The sequence below is a fragment of the Acinetobacter pecorum genome (assembly GCF_014837015.1).
Lineage (GTDB): Bacteria > Pseudomonadota > Gammaproteobacteria > Pseudomonadales > Moraxellaceae > Acinetobacter > Acinetobacter pecorum.
This window is the reverse complement of record NZ_JACSPT010000004.1, coordinates 26103-44745: the sequence shown is the minus strand read 5'-3', so window position 1 is coordinate 44745 and position 18643 is coordinate 26103. Positions and strand designations below refer to the sequence as shown.

The following is an 18643-nucleotide window of genomic DNA, read 5'->3' as shown; positions in this document are numbered from 1 at the left end:
ACCGTTTACAGTATTTGTATAAAAAGTATTAGTTAATTTACATTAACAATACAATTCAGACGCTTACTTAGTTGCTCATTTGCGCCTTGATCAGGTCACCAATAGTTTTAGGACCATTGTCTTGACCAGCTGGTGCTGTTTTCAAGTTAGCAACTGCTTCTTTCTCTTCAGCTTCGTCTTTCGCTTTGATAGACAAGTTGATTGCGCGAGATTTACGATCAACGTTGATGATCTTCGCTTCAACTTCTTGACCAACTTCAAGGAACTTAGTTGCATCTTCAACGCGATCGCGATTGATTTCAGATGCTTTCAGAGTCGCTTCAACTTCGTCAGCCAACTTAACAGTTGCGCCTTTAGCATCAACTGCAGTTACAGTACCTTTAACCAAAGCACCGCGTTCGTTAGCAGCAAGGAAATCATTGAACGGATCGTTGTTCATTTGTTTGATGCCAAGGCTGATACGGTTGCCTTCAGCGTCTACAGAAAGGATAACCGCTTCAACAGTGTCGCCTTTCTTGTAACGACGAATTGCTTCTTCGCCTTGTTCGTTCCAAGAAATATCAGACAGATGAACTAGACCGTCGATACCGCCTGGTAAACCGATGAAGATACCGAAGTCAGTGATAGATTTGATCGTACCAGAAACTTTTTCGCCTTTGTCGTGCTCTTTAGCAAACTCTTCCCATGGGTTAGCACGAGTTTGTTTGATACCAAGAGAAATACGACGACGCTCTTCATCAACCTCAAGAACCATAACATCAACTTCGTCACCAATCTGAACAACTTTAGATGGGTGGATGTTTTTGTTTGTGTGGTCCATTTCTGAAACGTGTACTAAACCTTCAACGCCTTCAGCGATTTCAGCGAAACAACCGTAATCAGTCAGGTTAGTTACGCGCGCTTTAACGATTGAACCTTTAGGGTAACGGTTCATGATCGCTAACCATGGATCTTCGCCAAGTTGTTTAAGACCTAGAGAAACACGGTTACGTTCGCGGTCGAATTTAAGTACTTTAACAGTAACTTCTTGACCCACTTCAACCACTTCTGAAGGATGCTTGATACGTTTCCAAGCCATGTCAGTGATATGAAGAAGACCATCAATACCGCCAAGGTCAACGAATGCACCGTAGTCAGTAAGATTTTTAATAGTACCAGTAACTGTTTGACCTTCTTCAAGCTGAGCAAGAAGAGCTTCACGGTCAGCTGAAGATTCAGCCTCCATAACAGCACGACGTGAAACAACAACGTTGTTACGTTTAGCGTCAAGTTTGATTACTTTAAATTCTAACTCTTTGCCTTCTAGGTGAGTAGTATCACGAATAGGACGAGTATCAACTAAAGAACCTGGAAGGAACGCACGTACTGGACCGATGTCAACAGTGAAACCACCTTTAACTTTACCAGAGATAACACCAGTAACGATTTCGCCGTCTTCAAAGATTTTTTCAAGTTTAGTCCAAGTTTCTGCGCGTTTAGCTTTTTCGCGAGAAAGAACTGTTTGACCCATACCGTTGTCAAGTGCTTCAACAACTACGTCTACAGTGTCGCCAACTTGAACTTCAAGTTCACGTTGTTCATTTAAGAACTCAGCACGGTCAACAACGCCTTCAGATTTAAGGCCAGTGTCAACAGTTACCCAATCAGAGTCAATGCTTACTACAACGCCCTGGATTACTGCACCCTTTTCAACGTTGAGGTTTAATTCGCTTGCTTCAAAGAGGGCTGCAAAAGATTCGGTCATGATATTTCCGATAAAGTCAGCGGTCTTGGATCAGACAAGGCCGGTTTAATTAAGCATCTACATAGTCCATATAAAACTGATCAAGCTATGCGTTTGCTGATAAAATTGGGTTAATTTGCTAACTGCTGATCTACATAAGTAGTCATCAGCTGGAATACTTCATCGATGTTCAAATCTGAACTGTCGATAATGTAAGCATCATCGGCAGGCTTGAGCGGAGCGACAGTGCGTTCCATATCTCGTTTATCGCGTGCAATGATATTAGCTAAAATGTCGTTTATTTTAACATCCAGCCCCATACCCTGCAACTGCTTTACACGTCTTTGCGCGCGCGATTCAGCCGAGGCCGTCAAATATATCTTGGCTTGGGCGTTAGGAAAGATGCTGGTTGCCATATCACGCCCGTCCGCCACCAAGCCCGGCGCCTGTGCAAAAGCATGTTGACGTGAAACCATGGCGGTTCTAAGCTCAGGAATTGCTGCGACTTTTGAAGCAAATTCCCCCACCCGCTCAGTACGAATGGTTTGGGACACATCTTCGCCATCCAGCCACACCTGCACCCCGGTGTCTGTATTCACAAACTGGATATCCAGATTTGTTGCGATTTGTACGCATTCTGGCAATTTGGTATCCAATGAGTCCAGCAAATCATGATGATGCAATGACAAACCCAAAAGACGGTATAAAGCACCAGAGTCTAATAAATGAAACTGATAATGCGCAGCCAGTTTCGCTGCCAACGTACCTTTGCCCGACCCACTTGGACCATCAATGGTAATAATTTGAACTGTCATTGCTTTCCCGTTGTTGTTTAAACAGATTTTGCGAGTTTTGTCAGGCCTAGTTTAATCGCTGCCCGTAACTGTGCAAGGATTAATTTACTCACAAAAGGTGCTCGTGCCTGCAATTCAATCGTATAAGTCACTAGTGTTTTATCATCAGCCAGCGCTTCAAATTCAATAATACCCAAATGATGCTTGATTAACGGATTTTTAATAATCTGGTATTCGATGCGGCTATTCGGCTCGAACAGGGTAATTTGTTCTTTCAGCGGCTTTACAGGCCCCACCCCCATTGCACGCACTGAACCCAGCCCATCTGGATATTCAACATCTGCAGAATCCTTGATTCGCTCAACCTGCATCGGTGCAAAAGCCACATTATAGGTGGCATGCTTGGACATCAAATTAAAGACATCATCAATTGCTGCCGGAAATTCTTTTTTTACTTGAATACTGTTCATTATTATTCCTGAAAATTACAGATATTTGAAAGTGAGCAAATTCTAGCGGATAAGCTAGAATTATTTCTGCGTATTTAATGACTTTTCTTGTAACTTGAGTTGCCGTTTCTGTTCACGACGCACTTTAAAAAATACACTTAACTGTTCCGAGCATTGCTGCTGCATACAACCCGCCTTGAAAGGAAACACATGATTATAATAGCCAGTTTCAAACAGTTGGCGTGCGCTCACCAGTGAGCCTGCTTTCGATTCAAATGCCCCAAATACTACCCGTGAAACCCGTGAATGAACCAGTGCGCCGACACACATGGTGCATGGCTCGAGGGTTACATACAGTACCGCATCTTCAGGTAACCGATAATTTTGAATGTTTTGACAAGCATCCCGCAGTGCAACAATTTCTGCATGTGCAGTCGGATCATTTAATGTGATCGGCGCATTAAACCCTTGGCCAATGATCTGATTCTGGCTGACAATAATCGCACCCACGGGAATTTCACCCTGTGCAGCAGCAAGTGCAGCCTGCTCGTAAGCATGCTGCATCCAGTATTCATCTGTAAATTGTGTTTCGGACATTGAGACTTAAATCACACCATACTGCTTGAGCATGTCATTCCAGCTTTCAATAGTCGTAACTGGAGGATTTTGAGATAAGATTCCTTTCAAGCTCATATCTGTACCCTTTTTCCATTCAGGAGAAAGATCTTTATCGACCAGACGTGCTCGTACACCCTCAACAAAATCATGATGACGAATTTTCCAGTCTGATATCTGAACTTCCAATTCAAAAACTTCCTTCCAGGAATGTACCTGCTTACCCCATTGCCATAATAGCCAGGTCAAGGCTGCAGTGGTGGGTGAACCTTTTTTAAGGTTTTCACTGGCCTGACGTAACCAGTCACTGCGTGCGTCACTGAGGCCAATAATTGACTCATAATCATGCTCAAAGTTGATGCCACGACAAACACTATGAATGACATCCAGGGAGTTTTGCAGCGGTCCTGGACCTACCGGACGGTGCATACTGTTCAGGGTGTCATCAATGGCACGAAAGTCACCTGCAGGATAATGACCCCAATCGATATTAACGACTTTATGCAAAACTGAATCACGCTGTGCATCACAAATATGGGTGGCCCAGCCAATCCCGTAAGCGCCGGCAGCAGTCATAATAGAACCGGTCAAGCCTGTGAATAGACCTAGTGCACCACGATCCGCCAAGAAACGGGTTGCACCTACATCTGGATATAAACCGATATTAATTTCAGGCATCGCCAAACGTGAATACGGCGTCACCAAACGGAAAGGCGCAGCCATAAACAGGCCCAAGCCACCACCCATCACATAACCCTCGCCCCAGACTAAAACGGGTTTGGCATAATTATGCAATAACAGATCGAGCGCGTATTCCTGCTCAAAGAACTTATTGGCAGCCGCCACTTCATCATTAATGACCAGTTGACGCAGCTTACGTACATCCCCACCTGCGCAGAAAGCTTTCGGTGTGGTTGAGTCCAGCCAGATGGCTTTGACGCTGTCATCATTATGAAAATCCTGAAATACTTCCAGAAGTGCGGAAGCAATCGATTCATCCAGCGCGTGCAAAGATTTTGGTCGATTCAAGCGAACGATACGCCAGCCATTGTTCGCTTCTTCAACAATCAGATCCGGATGGTAAGGTTTAGTTACAGGAGAATATGTCATGCGTCCAGCTGCCAATCTATAGGCTCAATGCCATGTTGTTTGAGATAATTATTTGTTTTCGAAAAAACTTTACAACCAAAAAAACCACCCCGGTTAGCCGACAAAGGCGACGGATGCGCTGCTTTTAATACCAGGTGTTTATTTTGGTCAATGCGCTGTCCTTTACGCTGTGCGTATGCGCCCCAAAGAATAAATACAATATGTTCACGCTGTTCATTCAATACATCAATGACGTGATCAGTAAAATCTTCCCAGCCACGTTTCTGATGTGAAGTTGGTTGAGCGGCTTCAACTGTCAGTACAGCATTCAGCAGAAGTACGCCCTGCTCCGCCCAGTGCGTCAAGTCACCATGCTTAGGAATCTTTATGCCTAAATCACTGTGCAACTCGTGAAAGATATTACGTAAAGATGGGGGCAATGCAACCCCTTTTTGCACAGAAAAGCTTAAGCCATGTGCCTGATTCGGACCATGATAGGGATCCTGACCAATAATTACGACTTTGACTCGATCTAGCGGTGTAGTATTCAAAGCATTAAAAATCAGGTGATTCGGTGGATAAATGACTTTATCCGCTTTTTTTTCTTCAAGGAGAAATGCTTTTAATTCATCCATTTTCGGACTGAGTAAAAAATCACTCAATCCGTATTTCCAGCTTTCATCCAGCTGAACTTTATTCAGTTTGGCCAGTTGCTGTTCATTTAAAGACATTCTTCAATCCTAAATCTATGTCAATCGATTTAAAGTCATGCAGACTCTAGATCTGTACCTGTAAATCTACTGCAGGGTTATGAAATGGCACACCCTGTTTCAGCTTGGCAAACATGTCCGGATCTGCCCATTCAGCCTGCACCTGCTCCGAGAACTCGATCTGGTCAAGACTCAAAACACCCATCTGTTCATTTTGAATATCTTCTAGAAAACTCTGTGCATAGCCTGTGTCAGTTTCATGCACAATCACAGAATAGACTTCAACATCACCTTCGCCATTTTGCGTCACCGTCGATGCCAGCACCTGCTGTGCCAGAAAGAAGAAAATGCGAGAAAACTGTTCTGCAGACGGCGAAACCGGCAAAGAAACCCAACGCGCACTAAAATTCTTGCAAGCCTGAATATATTCAGGATCATCTTTTTTCCAGAAGCAGATTGCATGGTCAAATGAATCAAAGAAATCCTTAATCACCCCTTTGAGCAGACCAAAATCATAAACCATCTGGCCATGATCCAGCTTTGAGGCTTTCAGCAATAACTCGACTTTATAGCTATGGCCATGGATCGAACGCTTACAGCGATCTGACGTGCAGTTACGCACAATATGAGCATTCTCAAACTTAAATAACTTACGAATTAACATATGCCGTAATGTCGTCAAAAAATAGGTGAATTAATTATGATTATAAAGCAAAAGTAGAGCTTTGAGGATTAATTTTGCTGTTTAGCATGATAGGGAAAAGGCATCAAGCCATATTCAGATCCATTCGGTTTGTATAATTTATCAACTACACTTAAAAGAGTGCCATGCTGCGGTACGCGACATAAACCTGTTTATCCCGACGCACCAGCTCACTGCTAAACTGACGCTTGCGCTCACTTAAAACCACTTCAATTTGGGCTTTAAAATAATTGGATTGCACTCCAAGCAGGCTGTTAAACACATTTCGCTTAGCCGCCTCGACCTGAGCAAAAGGCTCAAGCGCCCATAACTCAGAAACATTGGAAAAATGCTCCAAATTGGCCTGACGCTGATCCAGTAACTGCTGCACTGCACTCACATCAAGCTTTTCATCCATACTAGCCAGAAGAAAAGCCGAGGCTGTATTGATATTGACTGTACTGTCCTGCATGGGTGCGGCACTGAGATAAGACTCAATCAGTTTATATTTATTTTCTTCAAAGCCGCGAATCAGTTTTAATTCTTCCACACTATGAAACTTTGCGTTTGGGGGCAAAGCCGCATTGGGCAAGCCTTGATAATAGTTAGATTCAGCACCCATTGAACCGCTGGGAATCTCATTTTCATCCTGCCAATCAATGACAGCTTCACTCAGCTGCGCAGGCAAACCGGCGCGCTTTAAGATCAGCTCAAACCATGCCTTGGCATTTTCATTCACCGTACCTTCAGCAGTGACCAGGCTATTTAAATTAAACTTGCCCGATTCATCCTGTATTATTCCTGAGACATACCCGTCTTCTACCGGAAAAGCCGGCATGGGCTGCGCCCAGGTTTCCTGTAAATGATCAACCTCCGCGGCATTTTCGGCATCATCGACTAAGAGTTCCGAAAAAAAGGCCTCAGCACTTTTGGCATATATAAGAGACTGATTTTGGCGCATCAGATAAGCAGTACTTTCTGCTGTTGCAGCCTGACGCTTTGCAATTGTGGCAGCCAGAATAGTCGCCAACGCCACCATCACCAGAATGGTAATCAGTGCAATGCCTTGTTGCTGTTTGATCATGATCGCTTTTTTCATTTTCATTTCTTATTATTCTTAGCCTGGTTGGCCTGTATTCTGAGCATCAAGCAAAAAATCTGTGTTTAACAAACTAAATATCCATTCATAGCTAATAGCATTTACGGTTAAATTGATTTTAATCCCTTTGGGCAAACGTTGCTTCTGCTCTAACTGGTTCAGATCCACAGAGGCATCCGGCCATTGCGTGAGTTCATTCGGATTAAGCACCACAATCTGAAATTGTTCAACTTCCGACAATAAAACACTAGATTCCGGCTGGTCTTGGCCGGTTTGATTCAGGTTCCGGTATTTCAGGCGATAAAGTTTCTGCTCATCAGGCCGGTATTGATATTCAATGCGCTCATCGGGAGAAATTCCTTCTTGCAAAGGATCAGTTACCCCGGTTTTACTGAAATTAAAGCGTCCGTTCTGCAACACCAGAGCCGGCTGTATATCTCCATTAATGTTGGCCGTTAAGGGCACTGCCTGTACGGTATCTCGTAGAATTTGCTGATATGTTTCCTGTAACTGCCCTAAACGCTGTTCATGAATCACATTCTGATCTTTGGTTTTGACAATATAATCAAAAACTTTCCAACCTAAAGCAGACAATACTGCAAAGATCGCAATTGCGACCAATAATTCAACCAGGGTAAATCCTTTAGGTTTCATGGAGTATTGTTCATGCGATGATTAAAGAACGTCAGGCTGCTGATACCAGATTCTACCTGACCATTGTCCGGGTTGATCAGACTGACCTGCAACTCAATTCGTTGTACGTTGGGACTTACTGTCGGTTCACTGCGTTTATCGATTTTCCAGGTTTCACCTTGCTGGGTCAGCTGTTTAGAAGCCGTCCCTTCCATCCATTCCTGATTAATTTCCATTTTTGCCACTTCATTTAAAGCAATAAACTGCGCCTTAGTCCGCAAAATAGCATTTGAGGTCGACTGGGTATATTGCATTGCGACTTTGGTCAAGGTCATGGCTGCTGTCGCAAAAATTGCCAGGGCCACCATGACTTCCAGCAAGGTAAAACCTGAGCGAGGATAAACGAAACAACGTTTCGTCCGAACGCAAGACGAAGTCCTATGCTCGCAGTACACATGATCAAATCCATAAACACTGGGCTTAAACGACTTGATAACATCCGAGCCAGCATTCTGCTTGAAATATCTAGATTTCATTGATTTTACCCAGATGGTCAACTTCAATGGCAGCTCCTATTTCACGCTCTTCGAAAAAGAACTGAATCCGTACCGGTTTAACCTCACCATTGCCAAGCCAGATTAACTGAGGAGAATTTGCCTGAGTCAGATCACGGTTTTTTGCATTGGCAAAACGCTGCTGCTCCAAGCTCTGAATCTGGAAGGAAACATGATCAGGCAAACTGCGCAATTTAAAATCTGCATAACTTTGCCATTTCTCATTTTGCAGGTTCTGACCACTCTGCACTGTTGAGCGATACTCTATAATTGCATAACGAAATGGCGTGACATCTGTCGCAGTCTGAACATCAAGCGCGAGTATCCTGGACTGGTCATTGGCCTCTCGTAATACCCGCTGCAAGTCCATTAATAAAATTTCACGCGCCTGCATGGCCTTACGCTGATCGACACCACTGGTATTCAACAGTACCAGGGACGCCATGATACCCATGATCACAATCACCACCATCAATTCGATTAAGGTAAAGCCACGAACTGCGCTGTGAGGTGATCTGATCATAAAACAACCCTAGGCAAACTGCTCGGCAGGATGTACCTGCTTGGGCAAAGCCAGTGCCTGATCAATATAGGCCACACGCAAGGTATCCCGTGAACCCAGATAACGCTGATAGAAACTGGAATTGAGAATTGCTGCAGCACCATGGGTCAGCGACCAGATCGAAGCCAGATAATCGCGTACTGACATATGGCTGTTGATGGATGCCAGATAAGTTTCTGTCATACGGATAATCAGACGTAAGCGCTGTTTGCGCACCTGATAAAGTTCGCTAAACAGGTGCTGAATTCCAACGCCAGTTGTTGAGAGGCGTTCTTCAATCTGGTGAAACAGCACGGTACGCTCAGGATGATGCAAATGATGCAGCATAAAGAAGGCCAGATGTTCAGGAAAAGCTTTCTCGCTATCCTGAATCATTTCCAGCAACATGCGCTCATTACGGATAATCAGCAGCATGTACAGCTCATCTTTACTCTGGAAATGTTTATAAAGTGTCCCTTTGGCCAGATCAAGCTCGGCAGCAAGCGCATCTAGCGTCATTCCCGCTTCACCATTTTCCAGCAGGAGCTGTTCTGCAACTTGAAAAATCAAGGTTTCTCTTGCTCGAAACTGAGCCTGACGATCCATCTTCACCCTATAAACTCTCTTGTACTTTATATAACTTTATTTACTTTAAATTCAGAAGATTTTCAAAGTTCTGCTTTGTGATATAAGCCATTTCTTCTATTGACTTATCATATACATCGCAAAGCGCTTTGGCTACATAAGGAACGTATTTAGGCTCATTAGATTTACCACGATACGGCATTGGCGCAAGATAAGGACTATCGGTTTCAATCAGCACACGATCCAGCGGAACCTGCTTGGCGACATCACGCAAATCTTGCGCATTCTTAAAGGAAACAATTCCGGAAAATGACACATAATAACCGCAGTCCAGTACTGCTTTTGCAGTTTCCCAGTCTTCGGTAAAACAGTGCAAAATCCCGTGAGTCGATTTTTCCGCCCGGATAATATCGACAGTATCATGCTTAGCGGAACGAGTATGAACGACTACAGGTTTTTTCACGATTTGTGATGCATGGATATGCCGGGCAAAGCAGGCTTTCTGTTCTGCAATAAAATCGGTACTGTGATAATAGTCCAGACCGGTTTCACCGAGCGCCCAGACTTTTTCCGGTTGCGCCAGCTCGACCAGATATTCAGTTGTGGCACGCGCCATGGTGGCAGCATCTTCGCAAGGATGTACGCCAACGGTATAACCGACATCTGCATGACGCGCGGCAATTTTGGCCAGCTCGATATGATCATCCAGATCGACCGAGATACTCATGAATTTGGAAACACCGGCTTCACGAGCCTGAGCCAATGCCTGATCCAGATCACCATGATATGGTGTCAAATCAAGCAGGGTTAAATGACAATGAGTATCTACAAACACAATGCGTTCCTACCAAGGGTAAATTAACTACATAGTGTAACTTTTACGTCCTTCAGATTTAAGACCTGCAACCAGACGATCTGCTTCATTTTTGAAATAAACGCCTTTTTCACCGCTTAACTGGATGCCAAAGCCTTGGGGCTTGATGCCATTCTGCTTTTGCGAGACCCAGATGACTTTACCAGTTAAAGGAATTTTCTGGGTCTGGTCAGGCAAAGTTGTCAATACAAAAACTTCTTCGCCCAGTTTGACCGGCTGCTTGGAAGGAATAAAAAGCCCACCACCCACAACATAAGGCATATAGCTGGCAAACAATGTTTCGATGTCAGGAATAGTAGCCTGAATAATACCGCCCATACGTGGTTGCATGTGATTTCCCCTTAATTAAAGATTCATCAGCTTGATAAACAATTCATCAATGACCAGATTGCTCTGGACATTCTGTTCAAGGTATTGCTTGGCTTGCTGAAAATCCTCATAAATTTTAAAAAGTGCTTCTAATGAATATTGTTCGGCAAGTACATTGAATTCAAGGTCAATGTTTTTCACCGTCTGATTTAGCTTGACACAAATTAAATCGGACAACAAGTATTCAAACATTTGAGCAAAGTCACTAAAATTCAGGTTTTTATTCCATTTGGTCGCAATTGCCAGTGGCATATTTTTTTGCATGACCAGTTTTTGCCAGTCTTGCAGAAAGTCCTGACGCAGTGGCAGCCAAGCACTTTGTGCAACCTCTAATGCCTGTAATGGCATCTGATTGGACAGGTTCATCAATAACTGTTGTTGGCTAGCACCTGCATCCGGGAGCTGATTCTGGACATAATCGCTAAATTGTTCTGCGGAAATCCGGTCCAAAGCAAAATGCTGCAAACGACTGCGGATGGTCGCAGGCAATTTTAAATAATGATTCGCCAGTAAAATAATAACTGTATTATCACCGGGTTCTTCCAGTGTTTTGAGCAAGGCATTGGCAGAGGCAATATTCAAGGCTTCTGCCGGTTCAATCACAATCACGCGCCAGCCATCTACAGTCTGTTGCACAAAAGGCAATAAATCACGAATCTTCTCAATCTTGATTTTGGCATTCTGTTTTTTATTGTCGTCATCGGTACTGATATGCACATAGTTGGGATGGGTGTCTGCCTTTAACCATTGACAGCTACTGCATTCACCACATGACCCCACAGGCTGACGATTCAGGCATAACACCCAAGCCAGAAACTGTTGGGTAAACGCTTCTTTGCCACAGCCTTTTTTTCCATAAAACAATAAACCATGCCCAAGCTTGGGAAAGCGCCCGGTCAGGGTTTCCCAAACCTGTTGCTGCCATGGATAGATATGTGCATTGACATCAAAAGGCATGTATTTGACTCTTCTTAGGCAAAATGGGAAAGATCCATCTGATTCAGGCGATCCAGATCTTCCTGGGTATCCACCCCTGGCGGCAAATTGGCTTCAGCCACCGCAATAGCAATACGGTGTCCATTTTCCAGAACCCGTAACTGTTCTAGAGATTCCAGTTTCTCCAGCACACCCATTTCCCAGGTCACATATTCTTGCAACAGTTTGACCCGATAGGCATACAGGCCTAAATGACGATAGGCTTGATCATGCAGTTTTGGTTCAGCCAGTTTCGCGCCATCACGGTCATAAGGAATGGTGGCACGGCTAAAATACAGTGCCTGCTGGTGTTTTGACATGACGACTTTCACAATGCTGTCACGCTTGAATTCATCCAATTGATGGATCGGCTCACATAGCGTCGACATGGAAGATTCAGGCTGATCTTCTAGAAGTTGAGCCACCTGTTTTACCAGTTGCGCCGGCAGTAAAGGTTCATCCCCCTGTACATTGACAATAATGTCATCACTGGCCCAGCCTTTAATTCGAGCCACTTCACTCAAGCGGTCTGTGCCGGAAGGATGATCCGCTGAGGTAATCACCACATCAATGCCTTCAGTACGGCAAACAGCGGCAATACGTTCATCATCAGTTGCCACACACAGATCGTCAAAACCTTGCACTTTTTTGGCTTGATCCACTACCCGCAGAATCATGGGACGACCATGAATTTCCAGCAACGGTTTACCCGGCAGACGTGAACTGGCGAAACGTGCAGGAATAACAATGTGTTTCATAATGAATGAGCCTTAAGAAATTTGAATACCGTATTGTTGTAACTGTTGCTGCAAGACTGTATAGCAGGCTGGCGATAGGACTGCATCGACTGGCACCACCCAGATATCCTGTTTAAAATCTGGATATTGTTTAAGTAGCGCCATAATTTTTACTGCGTCCTTTTCAGTCGTAATGATCGGATTACTATCATCAAACTGTAAATCCTCAATATCATAGTCATGATGGTCTGGAAACTCATGACACTGAAATTGTTCTATGCCTAAATTTTGCAAGGTCTGATAAAACCGCTGTGGAAAGCCAATGCCGACCACCGCATAAAAAGCCGCTTGAGGGTTAAAGATTTTAGTGCTGTCCTGATTGAGCAAATAAGGCTGTGATGCAGCCAGATGCATATTCAGTTCAGAACCTGGATGGGCTGCATGCTCAATTACGGTTCCCGTTTTCAAACGGGTCACTGGTTCACGTAGATAACCTTCTGGAAGCAGTTTCTGATTGCCCAGACCGCGATTATTATCCAGCACAATCCACTCAATCTGGCGGTTCAAGGCCCAGTGCTGCAGGCCATCATCACAGATAATCAGATCCAGTTCATGTTTGTGCAGCAGCAACTCGATACTTTTCTGCCGGTTGGGACCAACTGCCATCGGCACGCCTGTTGCCTGTACAATCAAGGCAGGCTCATCTCCGACAATCTCCGGCAAGGTATTAAAGTCGACATAGGCAGGAAATGGACCTTGGCCGCCATAGCCTCGACTGATCACGCCTACCCGAACATTTTTCTCGGTTAAATAATCCACCAGATGAATCAGCAAAGGTGTTTTCCCGCTACCACCGACTGTGATGTTACCAATCACCATAACGGGAATCGGCGCGCTATAACTTTTTTTAATGCCTTTTTGATAAAGCCAGTGATTGCTGACAAAACCCAGGCGATACAACCATGACAAAGGACGCAGCACCACCAGCCACTTTGCCTGTGCATTCCAAGCATCCTGAATGATTTGTGCCAGTGCCATAAGTTACTGTTCCTCAAAGTTACGCTGATGCAACTGATAATAAGCACCATGTAGCGCAATCAGTTCGGCATGACTGCCCTGCTCAACAATACGGCCCTGATCCATAACCACAATACGGTCAGCATTTTCAATCGTCGATAAACGATGTGCAATCACAATCGTCGTACGGTCCTGCATGGCTTTATCAAAGGCACGCTGAATAAAGTATTCCGACTCATTATCCAGCGCACTGGTCGCTTCATCCAGAATCAGGATAGAGGCATTTTTCAAAATTGCTCGTGCGATGGCGATGCGCTGACGCTGGCCACCAGACAGGTTTAAACCCTGGGCACCCAGCTGAGTATCATAACCTTGCGGCAATGCCATAATAAAATCATGCGCATAGGCTGCCTTTGCTGCCGCGATAATATCTTCATCGGAAGCACCTTCGAGCTGACCATAAGCAATATTTTCCCGCACGGTTCGGTTAAACAGTACTACTTGCTGGTTCACCATGGCAATCTGGGTTCGCAAGGCGGTAATTTCAAAATCTTCAATCGGTTTCTGATCCAGCAGGATCTGCCCCGAAGTCGCATCCTGATAACGCACCAGCAGATTCACCAGCGAGCTTTTACCGGCCCCAGAACGACCGACCAGCGCCACTGTTTCACCGGCCTTCACCTTTAAATTAAAATCATGAATGGCATGATGACCATCATCATAAATCAGGTTGACATCTTTAAATTCAATGTCGCCTTTTAAGCTATCAGTCAACGTCCCGGTATTTTTTTCCTCAGGCATATCCAGCAATTCAAATACTGAATGTGCTGCGGCCATACCACGTTGAATTTTTTCATTGATATCCGTCAAGGCTTTGATTGGTCTTGCCAGCATACCCGCCGCAGTAATATAAGCGACAAATTCACCCGCAGAGGTATCACCCAGAATTTGCGGACGCAAGGCAATAAACATCACAATACTCAGTGAAATCGACATGATCAGCTGAACCACAGGACTATTCAACTGTTGTACAGCAACCATTTTCAAGCCACGACGCAAGTTTTCCAGCGAGTTCTGTTTAAAGCGTTCCTGCTCGTAGTTTTGTCCACCAAAGCCCTTGACGATCAGGTTGGCATTCACCGTTTCCTGCACCACATGGTTCACATCACCCATGGTGTCTTGTACTTGCTGCGATAATTTACGCATCCGTCTTGCAGCTTTACTGATAATAAAACCGATGACGGGTGCAAAAATCAGGATACACATGGTCAGACGCCAGTTGGTATACAACAGGTAGCCTAATAATGCCAGAGTGATCAAACCTTGTTGCAACAAGGTTCTTAGGGCTTCAGTTGAAGCGGCGGTTAGCTGCTCCACGTTATACATGATTTTGGCAGTAATATGCCCGCTGGTATTGTCCAGATAATACTGGGACGGTAAACGCAGCAATTTTGCAAAAACTTCCTGACGGATATTGAACACCAGATTCCGGGAAATCACCGCAGTAAAATACCCCCCCATGAACAGACCCAAGCCCCGGAAGAACATGAGTATGACCACCAAAAATGGGAAAAGTGAAGTGAAACTCTGGTCTTTATTTTGAATCGCCTCAATAATATATTCCAGCAATTTGGCGACAGAAACTTCTGTGGCCGCATTAATAGAAAAACCTACCAGGACAAGTAATGCGATGCCCCAAAATGGTTTTAAATAACTTAAAAGGCGAAGATAGACCTTAAAATCGTGCTTCACTAATAACCTCGGGTAGGTACTTTGGTACTGATATTGATATTCACAAAGCCGAGCTGCCCGGCCACATCCATGACACGAATCACGTCCTGATGACTGGCTTTTGCGTCAGCTGCGATGACAAACATTAAATCACGGCGTTCATTTGAAATCTGTTTAATTGCAGTACTTAAATCCGCAACTTCCTTGCTGACCAAGGATTGACCGTTGACTGCATAATGACCATTAGCATCCACAATCACTTCAACTTTCTGATCATAGCTTTTAGGCGGTACCCCTTGCGCATCAGGCAAGGTCAGGTTCATTCGGCTCATTTGGCTAAAAGTCGTCGACAAAAGCAAAAAGACCAGAATAAACAGCAGACAATCAATCATTGGTGTCAGATTAATATGCACATCTTCCACCTGGTTGCGTTTGAATTTCATCATCCGCCTCCTAGCTGGCTTTTTGCATGTCTTGGTCTATATCTGCATGATTGCGATAAAAAAGATCCGCATGAAACAAAGTCGCTTGCTGCTCAAGTTCAGCCACATATTCCTGAACAAGACGCTGAAAATAACGGTGCGCAAACAGTGCAGGAATTGCAATCAGCATACCGGCTGCTGTGGTAATTAAAGCCTTGGAAATACCGGGCATCATCAAGACCGGATCACTTCCAGTTCCCACATCGATCATCAGGAAAGATTCAATAATCCCAAGTACAGTCCCCAACAAACCGAGTAAGGGTGCAACTGCACTCAGCGTACCCAGAAAATTAATATTTTTTTCCAGATACCCGATTTCCTGTGAAGCCACTACTTCCATCTGCGCGCGAGCATACTGCTCACCCTGCTGTTTAGTCGCATAACCTGCGGTAAATACCCGACCCAAAGTACTACGCTTTAAGGCCGCACTTTGATTCATTTTTTGCATGACTTGTGCAGCATTTTGCGACGAACCCATTAACAGAGTCAACGGAAGTACTGCGTTCTTTTTCAGGCGAATCAGGCGTTCGATCGAAATCGCCAGCATAAAGATAGAACACAAGACCAGTGGCAGCATGAGCCAGCCACCTGCTTTAACCAATTCCCACATCTAATTTATTCCCCAATAAAAAATAGATAAATTTATTCATCTTCTAAAATAGACAGAATGCCATCAAGTTCTTCTAAAGAGTGATAGCTAATAACCAGTTTTCCTTTGCCTTGCTTGTTATAGTCAATTTTAACATCTGCACTGAAACGCTCCGAAAGGCGCTGAGTCAATTGTTGAATATCTGGTGCTACTGCTTCTTTTACTTTTTCTTGTTTAGGTGTATTGAAATCGCGGACTAACTGCTCGGTTTGGCGCACAGACAGACTTTTTTCAATCACAATATCCGCTACTTTAAGCTGATCTTTAGCTTTTAAGGTTAAGATCGCACGTGCATGTCCCATATCCAGCAAACCCTGCTGCATAAAGTCTTTTACTTCTTCAGCCAGGCTAAGCAAACGAAGCAGGTTACTTACTGTTGTGCGGGCTTTACCCACTGTATCGGCAATTTCCTGATGGCTTAGGCCAAATTCTTCATGGAAACGCTGTAAGGCCAGCGCCTGATCAATCGGATTCAGATCTTGACGCTGGATGTTTTCAATCAGCGCCAGTGCAATGGCAACCTGATCATTCAGATCCCGTACAATCGCAGGAATTTCAGTTAAACCCGCTAACTGTGCCGCACGCCAGCGACGCTCACCTGCAATAATTTCATACGGATAGCGCTCATCATCAACCGGTCGGATCACAATTGGCTGCATGATGCCATGCTTTTCAATCGATGCCGCCAGTTCCTGCAAATCCTGCTCGTTAATATAACGGCGTGGCTGGTATTCACCGCGCTTGAGCAAGTTTACATCGATCTGTTTCAGCTGACCATGATCAATGCCTTGGGCTTCCATCTGTAATTTTTCTTTTTGAATTGATCCCAGCAAGGCATCCAAGCCACGACCTTTGGCGAGTCCACGTTTCTTGACGGTCATGCTTTACTTCCTTTTTTCACTTTGCTTTTCTTTAATACTTCAGCTGCCAGATTTAAGTAGGCAACTGCACCCTTTGAGCTTTTTTCAAAATAAATCACTGGCAAACCGTGCGCCGGCGCTTCAGCCAGACGTATATTTCGTGGAATCACGGTTTCATACAGTTTTTTACCAAAATATTGTTCCAGTTCTTCAGATACATCACGGGTCAAGGCATTGCGTGCATCGTACATGGTGCGTAATACCCCAACAATCTGCAGCTCCGGATTAAGTGCTTGCTGAATCCGGTCGATGGTCTGGGTCAGATCTGCCAGACCTTCCAGGGCATAGTATTCACATTGCATTGGAATGATCACACCATCCACGGCTGCCAAAGCATTCACCGTAATCAGGCTTAAACTTGGCGCACAGTCAACAATAATATAATCATATGCAGATTCAATTTCCTGCAATGCATCACGCAAAATGAACTCGCGCCCTTCCTGTTCTGCAATTGCCAGCTCCACCCCAGCCAGATCCCGGTTGGCCCCCAGAACCTTGTAGCCAACTTCCGCCTTAGAGATCGCCGTTTCAATCGGCACTTCACCCAGCAAGACATCCGTGACCGAATACAGCAGGTCATTTTTCTGAATTCCCGACCCCATGGTTGCGTTGCCCTGAGAATCCATATCCACCAGCAGAACGCGTTTTTTTAACACAGCTAAAGATGCCGCCAAATTTACTGCGGTTGTGGTTTTACCGACACCACCCTTCTGGTTAGCAATCGCAATAATTTGTGCCATGTTGACCCCGATTTTCCAAAAATTTTAAATACGTTTTAATAGAAGTAAATGACGTTGTTCGTCCAGGCGCGGAACTTTCAGTTCAATAATCTGACAGCTAAATTCATCTTTTAATGCAGCCACTTCATCTGCAGGGATTAAACCTTTCATGGAAGCAATAATAGTTTGCTCATGCATATAAGGTTTAGCTGCATTGACAAAATCGGTCAATGAAGCGAATGCTCGACTGGTAATCACATCAAACTGGCCCAGCTCGTTAATACTGTCTTCATTTTCTACACGGGTTTGTACTGCAATGACATTTTTTAATTTCAGGTCAGCAATAAACTGCTTCAGGAAACGAATTTTTTTACCATTCGAATCCAGCAATACACATTCGCGTTCAGGCTGACATAAAGCAATGATCATGCCCGGCATACCACCACCCGTACCGATATCGAGCAAACGGCCTGCTGGTAAATCTTTCAGAATGCTCAGACTGTCGAGCAGATGCTTGACCAGCATTTCCTTAGGATCACGGATTGCGGTCAGATTATATGCTTTGTTCCACAGCACCAAAGCATCCTGATACTTGAGTAATAAATTTAAAGCCTCGTCAGATAGCTCTAAACCCAAAGCCTGGCTACCCTGCTTTAGTTCTTGAAAAAACATATGCATAAACAATCTACGCTCGAA

The 18643-nt window shown here is 44.5% G+C and carries 23 protein-coding genes; all 23 read right to left on the bottom strand.

From position 1 onward, the window contains the following. Positions 1–67 precede the first annotated feature (67 nt). Positions 68–1744, bottom strand: a complete 1677-nt coding sequence (gene rpsA, locus H9629_RS04245; protein WP_064096561.1) for a 30S ribosomal protein S1 — start codon at positions 1742–1744, stop codon at positions 68–70. A gap of 110 nt (positions 1745–1854) precedes the next feature. Further along, the gene (gene cmk, locus H9629_RS04240; RefSeq protein WP_144723781.1) at positions 1855–2538 is read right to left on the bottom strand and encodes a (d)CMP kinase; all 684 of its coding nucleotides are present in this window, start codon (positions 2536–2538) and stop codon (positions 1855–1857) included. Positions 2539–2555: 17 nt separating this feature from the next. Continuing rightward, complete coding sequence (locus tag H9629_RS04235) at positions 2556–2987, bottom strand: SRPBCC family protein (protein ID WP_064096563.1); 432 nt, start codon at positions 2985–2987, stop codon at positions 2556–2558. A 60-nt stretch (positions 2988–3047) separates the two neighbouring features. Next, positions 3048–3563, bottom strand: coding sequence for a tRNA adenosine(34) deaminase TadA (gene tadA, locus H9629_RS04230; protein WP_064102717.1), 516 nt, complete (start codon positions 3561–3563; stop codon positions 3048–3050). 6 nt (positions 3564–3569) lie between these two features. Then, positions 3570–4691, bottom strand: a complete 1122-nt coding sequence (locus H9629_RS04225) for an enoyl-CoA hydratase/isomerase family protein (RefSeq protein WP_064102718.1) — start codon at positions 4689–4691, stop codon at positions 3570–3572. Further along, a complete protein-coding gene (ung, locus tag H9629_RS04220) occupies positions 4688–5401 on the bottom strand; it encodes a uracil-DNA glycosylase (RefSeq protein WP_064096566.1) in 714 nt (237 codons plus the stop codon). Before ung ends, H9629_RS04225 begins: the two co-directional genes overlap by 4 nt. 46 nt (positions 5402–5447) lie before the next feature. Continuing rightward, positions 5448–6044: a 6-pyruvoyl trahydropterin synthase family protein gene (locus H9629_RS04215; RefSeq protein ID WP_064102720.1), complete on the bottom strand. Its 597-nt coding sequence runs from the start codon at positions 6042–6044 to the stop codon at positions 5448–5450. A 151-nt stretch (positions 6045–6195) separates the two neighbouring features. Next, on the bottom strand, positions 6196–7167 hold the full coding sequence (gene gspK / locus H9629_RS04210) for a type II secretion system minor pseudopilin GspK (RefSeq protein ID WP_064102721.1): 972 nt from the start codon (positions 7165–7167) through the stop codon (positions 6196–6198). 12 nt (positions 7168–7179) lie between these two features. Further along, positions 7180–7815 (bottom strand): type II secretion system minor pseudopilin GspJ, encoded by a 636-nt coding sequence (gene gspJ / locus H9629_RS04205; RefSeq protein WP_191730584.1) that lies wholly within the window; start codon positions 7813–7815, stop codon positions 7180–7182. After that, complete coding sequence (gspI, locus tag H9629_RS04200) at positions 7812–8330, bottom strand: type II secretion system minor pseudopilin GspI (RefSeq protein ID WP_225215720.1); 519 nt, start codon at positions 8328–8330, stop codon at positions 7812–7814. Before gspI ends, gspJ begins: the two co-directional genes overlap by 4 nt. Next, on the bottom strand, positions 8320–8871 hold the full coding sequence (locus tag H9629_RS04195; protein ID WP_064102722.1) for a type II secretion system protein: 552 nt from the start codon (positions 8869–8871) through the stop codon (positions 8320–8322). Before H9629_RS04195 ends, gspI begins: the two co-directional genes overlap by 11 nt. A gap of 9 nt (positions 8872–8880) precedes the next feature. Next, positions 8881–9495 (bottom strand): TetR/AcrR family transcriptional regulator, encoded by a 615-nt coding sequence (locus tag H9629_RS04190; protein WP_064102723.1) that lies wholly within the window; start codon positions 9493–9495, stop codon positions 8881–8883. Positions 9496–9535: 40 nt separating this feature from the next. Continuing rightward, the gene (locus tag H9629_RS04185; RefSeq protein ID WP_064102724.1) at positions 9536–10309 is read right to left on the bottom strand and encodes a TatD family hydrolase; all 774 of its coding nucleotides are present in this window, start codon (positions 10307–10309) and stop codon (positions 9536–9538) included. Between the two features lie 27 nt (positions 10310–10336). Further along, positions 10337–10678 carry a PilZ domain-containing protein gene (locus H9629_RS04180; RefSeq protein ID WP_004645468.1) on the bottom strand — a complete coding sequence of 114 codons (342 nt, stop codon included), beginning with the start codon at positions 10676–10678 and terminating at the stop codon, positions 10337–10339. A 15-nt stretch (positions 10679–10693) separates the two neighbouring features. Continuing rightward, positions 10694–11674, bottom strand: coding sequence for a DNA polymerase III subunit delta' C-terminal domain-containing protein (locus H9629_RS04175; protein ID WP_064102725.1), 981 nt, complete (start codon positions 11672–11674; stop codon positions 10694–10696). A 14-nt stretch (positions 11675–11688) separates the two neighbouring features. Then, complete coding sequence (gene kdsB, locus H9629_RS04170; RefSeq protein ID WP_191730583.1) at positions 11689–12450, bottom strand: 3-deoxy-manno-octulosonate cytidylyltransferase; 762 nt, start codon at positions 12448–12450, stop codon at positions 11689–11691. Between the two features lie 12 nt (positions 12451–12462). After that, positions 12463–13467, bottom strand: coding sequence for a tetraacyldisaccharide 4'-kinase (lpxK, locus tag H9629_RS04165; RefSeq protein WP_191730582.1), 1005 nt, complete (start codon positions 13465–13467; stop codon positions 12463–12465). A gap of 3 nt (positions 13468–13470) precedes the next feature. Beyond that, complete coding sequence (msbA, locus tag H9629_RS04160; protein WP_064096576.1) at positions 13471–15198, bottom strand: lipid A export permease/ATP-binding protein MsbA; 1728 nt, start codon at positions 15196–15198, stop codon at positions 13471–13473. Beyond that, entirely contained in the window at positions 15198–15620 is a 423-nt protein-coding gene (locus H9629_RS04155) for an ExbD/TolR family protein (protein WP_064096577.1), read from the bottom strand. Before H9629_RS04155 ends, msbA begins: the two co-directional genes overlap by 1 nt. Positions 15621–15630: 10 nt before the next feature. After that, complete coding sequence (locus tag H9629_RS04150) at positions 15631–16269, bottom strand: MotA/TolQ/ExbB proton channel family protein (protein ID WP_064096578.1); 639 nt, start codon at positions 16267–16269, stop codon at positions 15631–15633. 32 nt (positions 16270–16301) lie between these two features. Continuing rightward, positions 16302–17189, bottom strand: a complete 888-nt coding sequence (locus H9629_RS04145) for a ParB/RepB/Spo0J family partition protein (RefSeq protein ID WP_004645475.1) — start codon at positions 17187–17189, stop codon at positions 16302–16304. Beyond that, positions 17186–17968, bottom strand: a complete 783-nt coding sequence (locus H9629_RS04140) for a ParA family protein (RefSeq protein ID WP_064096579.1) — start codon at positions 17966–17968, stop codon at positions 17186–17188. The genes H9629_RS04145 and H9629_RS04140 overlap by 4 nt, the downstream gene beginning before the upstream one ends. 24 nt (positions 17969–17992) lie before the next feature. Continuing rightward, positions 17993–18625, bottom strand: coding sequence for a 16S rRNA (guanine(527)-N(7))-methyltransferase RsmG (gene rsmG, locus H9629_RS04135; protein ID WP_064096580.1), 633 nt, complete (start codon positions 18623–18625; stop codon positions 17993–17995). Positions 18626–18643 lie beyond the last annotated feature (18 nt).

Bases quoted from the DNA above. Each gene is read 5' to 3' on its own strand.
- rpsA (WP_064096561.1), bottom strand. From the start codon at position 1,744: ATGACCGAATCTTTTGCAGCCCTCTTTGAAGCAAGCGAATTAAACCTC.
- cmk (WP_144723781.1), bottom strand. From the start codon at position 2,538: ATGACAGTTCAAATTATTACCATTGATGGTCCAAGTGGGTCGGGCAAA.
- H9629_RS04235 (WP_064096563.1), bottom strand. From the start codon at position 2,987: ATGAACAGTATTCAAGTAAAAAAAGAATTTCCGGCAGCAATTGATGAT.
- tadA (WP_064102717.1), bottom strand. From the start codon at position 3,563: ATGTCCGAAACACAATTTACAGATGAATACTGGATGCAGCATGCTTAC.
- H9629_RS04225 (WP_064102718.1), bottom strand. From the start codon at position 4,691: ATGACATATTCTCCTGTAACTAAACCTTACCATCCGGATCTGATTGTT.
- ung (WP_064096566.1), bottom strand. From the start codon at position 5,401: ATGTCTTTAAATGAACAGCAACTGGCCAAACTGAATAAAGTTCAGCTG.
- H9629_RS04215 (WP_064102720.1), bottom strand. From the start codon at position 6,044: ATGTTAATTCGTAAGTTATTTAAGTTTGAGAATGCTCATATTGTGCGT.
- gspK (WP_064102721.1), bottom strand. From the start codon at position 7,167: ATGAAAATGAAAAAAGCGATCATGATCAAACAGCAACAAGGCATTGCA.
- gspJ (WP_191730584.1), bottom strand. From the start codon at position 7,815: ATGAAACCTAAAGGATTTACCCTGGTTGAATTATTGGTCGCAATTGCG.
- gspI (WP_225215720.1), bottom strand. From the start codon at position 8,330: ATGAAATCTAGATATTTCAAGCAGAATGCTGGCTCGGATGTTATCAAG.
- H9629_RS04195 (WP_064102722.1), bottom strand. From the start codon at position 8,871: ATGATCAGATCACCTCACAGCGCAGTTCGTGGCTTTACCTTAATCGAA.
- H9629_RS04190 (WP_064102723.1), bottom strand. From the start codon at position 9,495: ATGGATCGTCAGGCTCAGTTTCGAGCAAGAGAAACCTTGATTTTTCAA.
- H9629_RS04180 (WP_004645468.1), bottom strand. From the start codon at position 10,678: ATGCAACCACGTATGGGCGGTATTATTCAGGCTACTATTCCTGACATC.
- H9629_RS04175 (WP_064102725.1), bottom strand. From the start codon at position 11,674: ATGCCTTTTGATGTCAATGCACATATCTATCCATGGCAGCAACAGGTT.
- kdsB (WP_191730583.1), bottom strand. From the start codon at position 12,450: ATGAAACACATTGTTATTCCTGCACGTTTCGCCAGTTCACGTCTGCCG.
- lpxK (WP_191730582.1), bottom strand. From the start codon at position 13,467: ATGGCACTGGCACAAATCATTCAGGATGCTTGGAATGCACAGGCAAAG.
- H9629_RS04155 (WP_064096577.1), bottom strand. From the start codon at position 15,620: ATGAAATTCAAACGCAACCAGGTGGAAGATGTGCATATTAATCTGACA.
- H9629_RS04150 (WP_064096578.1), bottom strand. From the start codon at position 16,269: ATGTGGGAATTGGTTAAAGCAGGTGGCTGGCTCATGCTGCCACTGGTC.
- H9629_RS04145 (WP_004645475.1), bottom strand. From the start codon at position 17,189: ATGACCGTCAAGAAACGTGGACTCGCCAAAGGTCGTGGCTTGGATGCC.
- H9629_RS04140 (WP_064096579.1), bottom strand. From the start codon at position 17,968: ATGGCACAAATTATTGCGATTGCTAACCAGAAGGGTGGTGTCGGTAAA.
- rsmG (WP_064096580.1), bottom strand. From the start codon at position 18,625: ATGCATATGTTTTTTCAAGAACTAAAGCAGGGTAGCCAGGCTTTGGGT.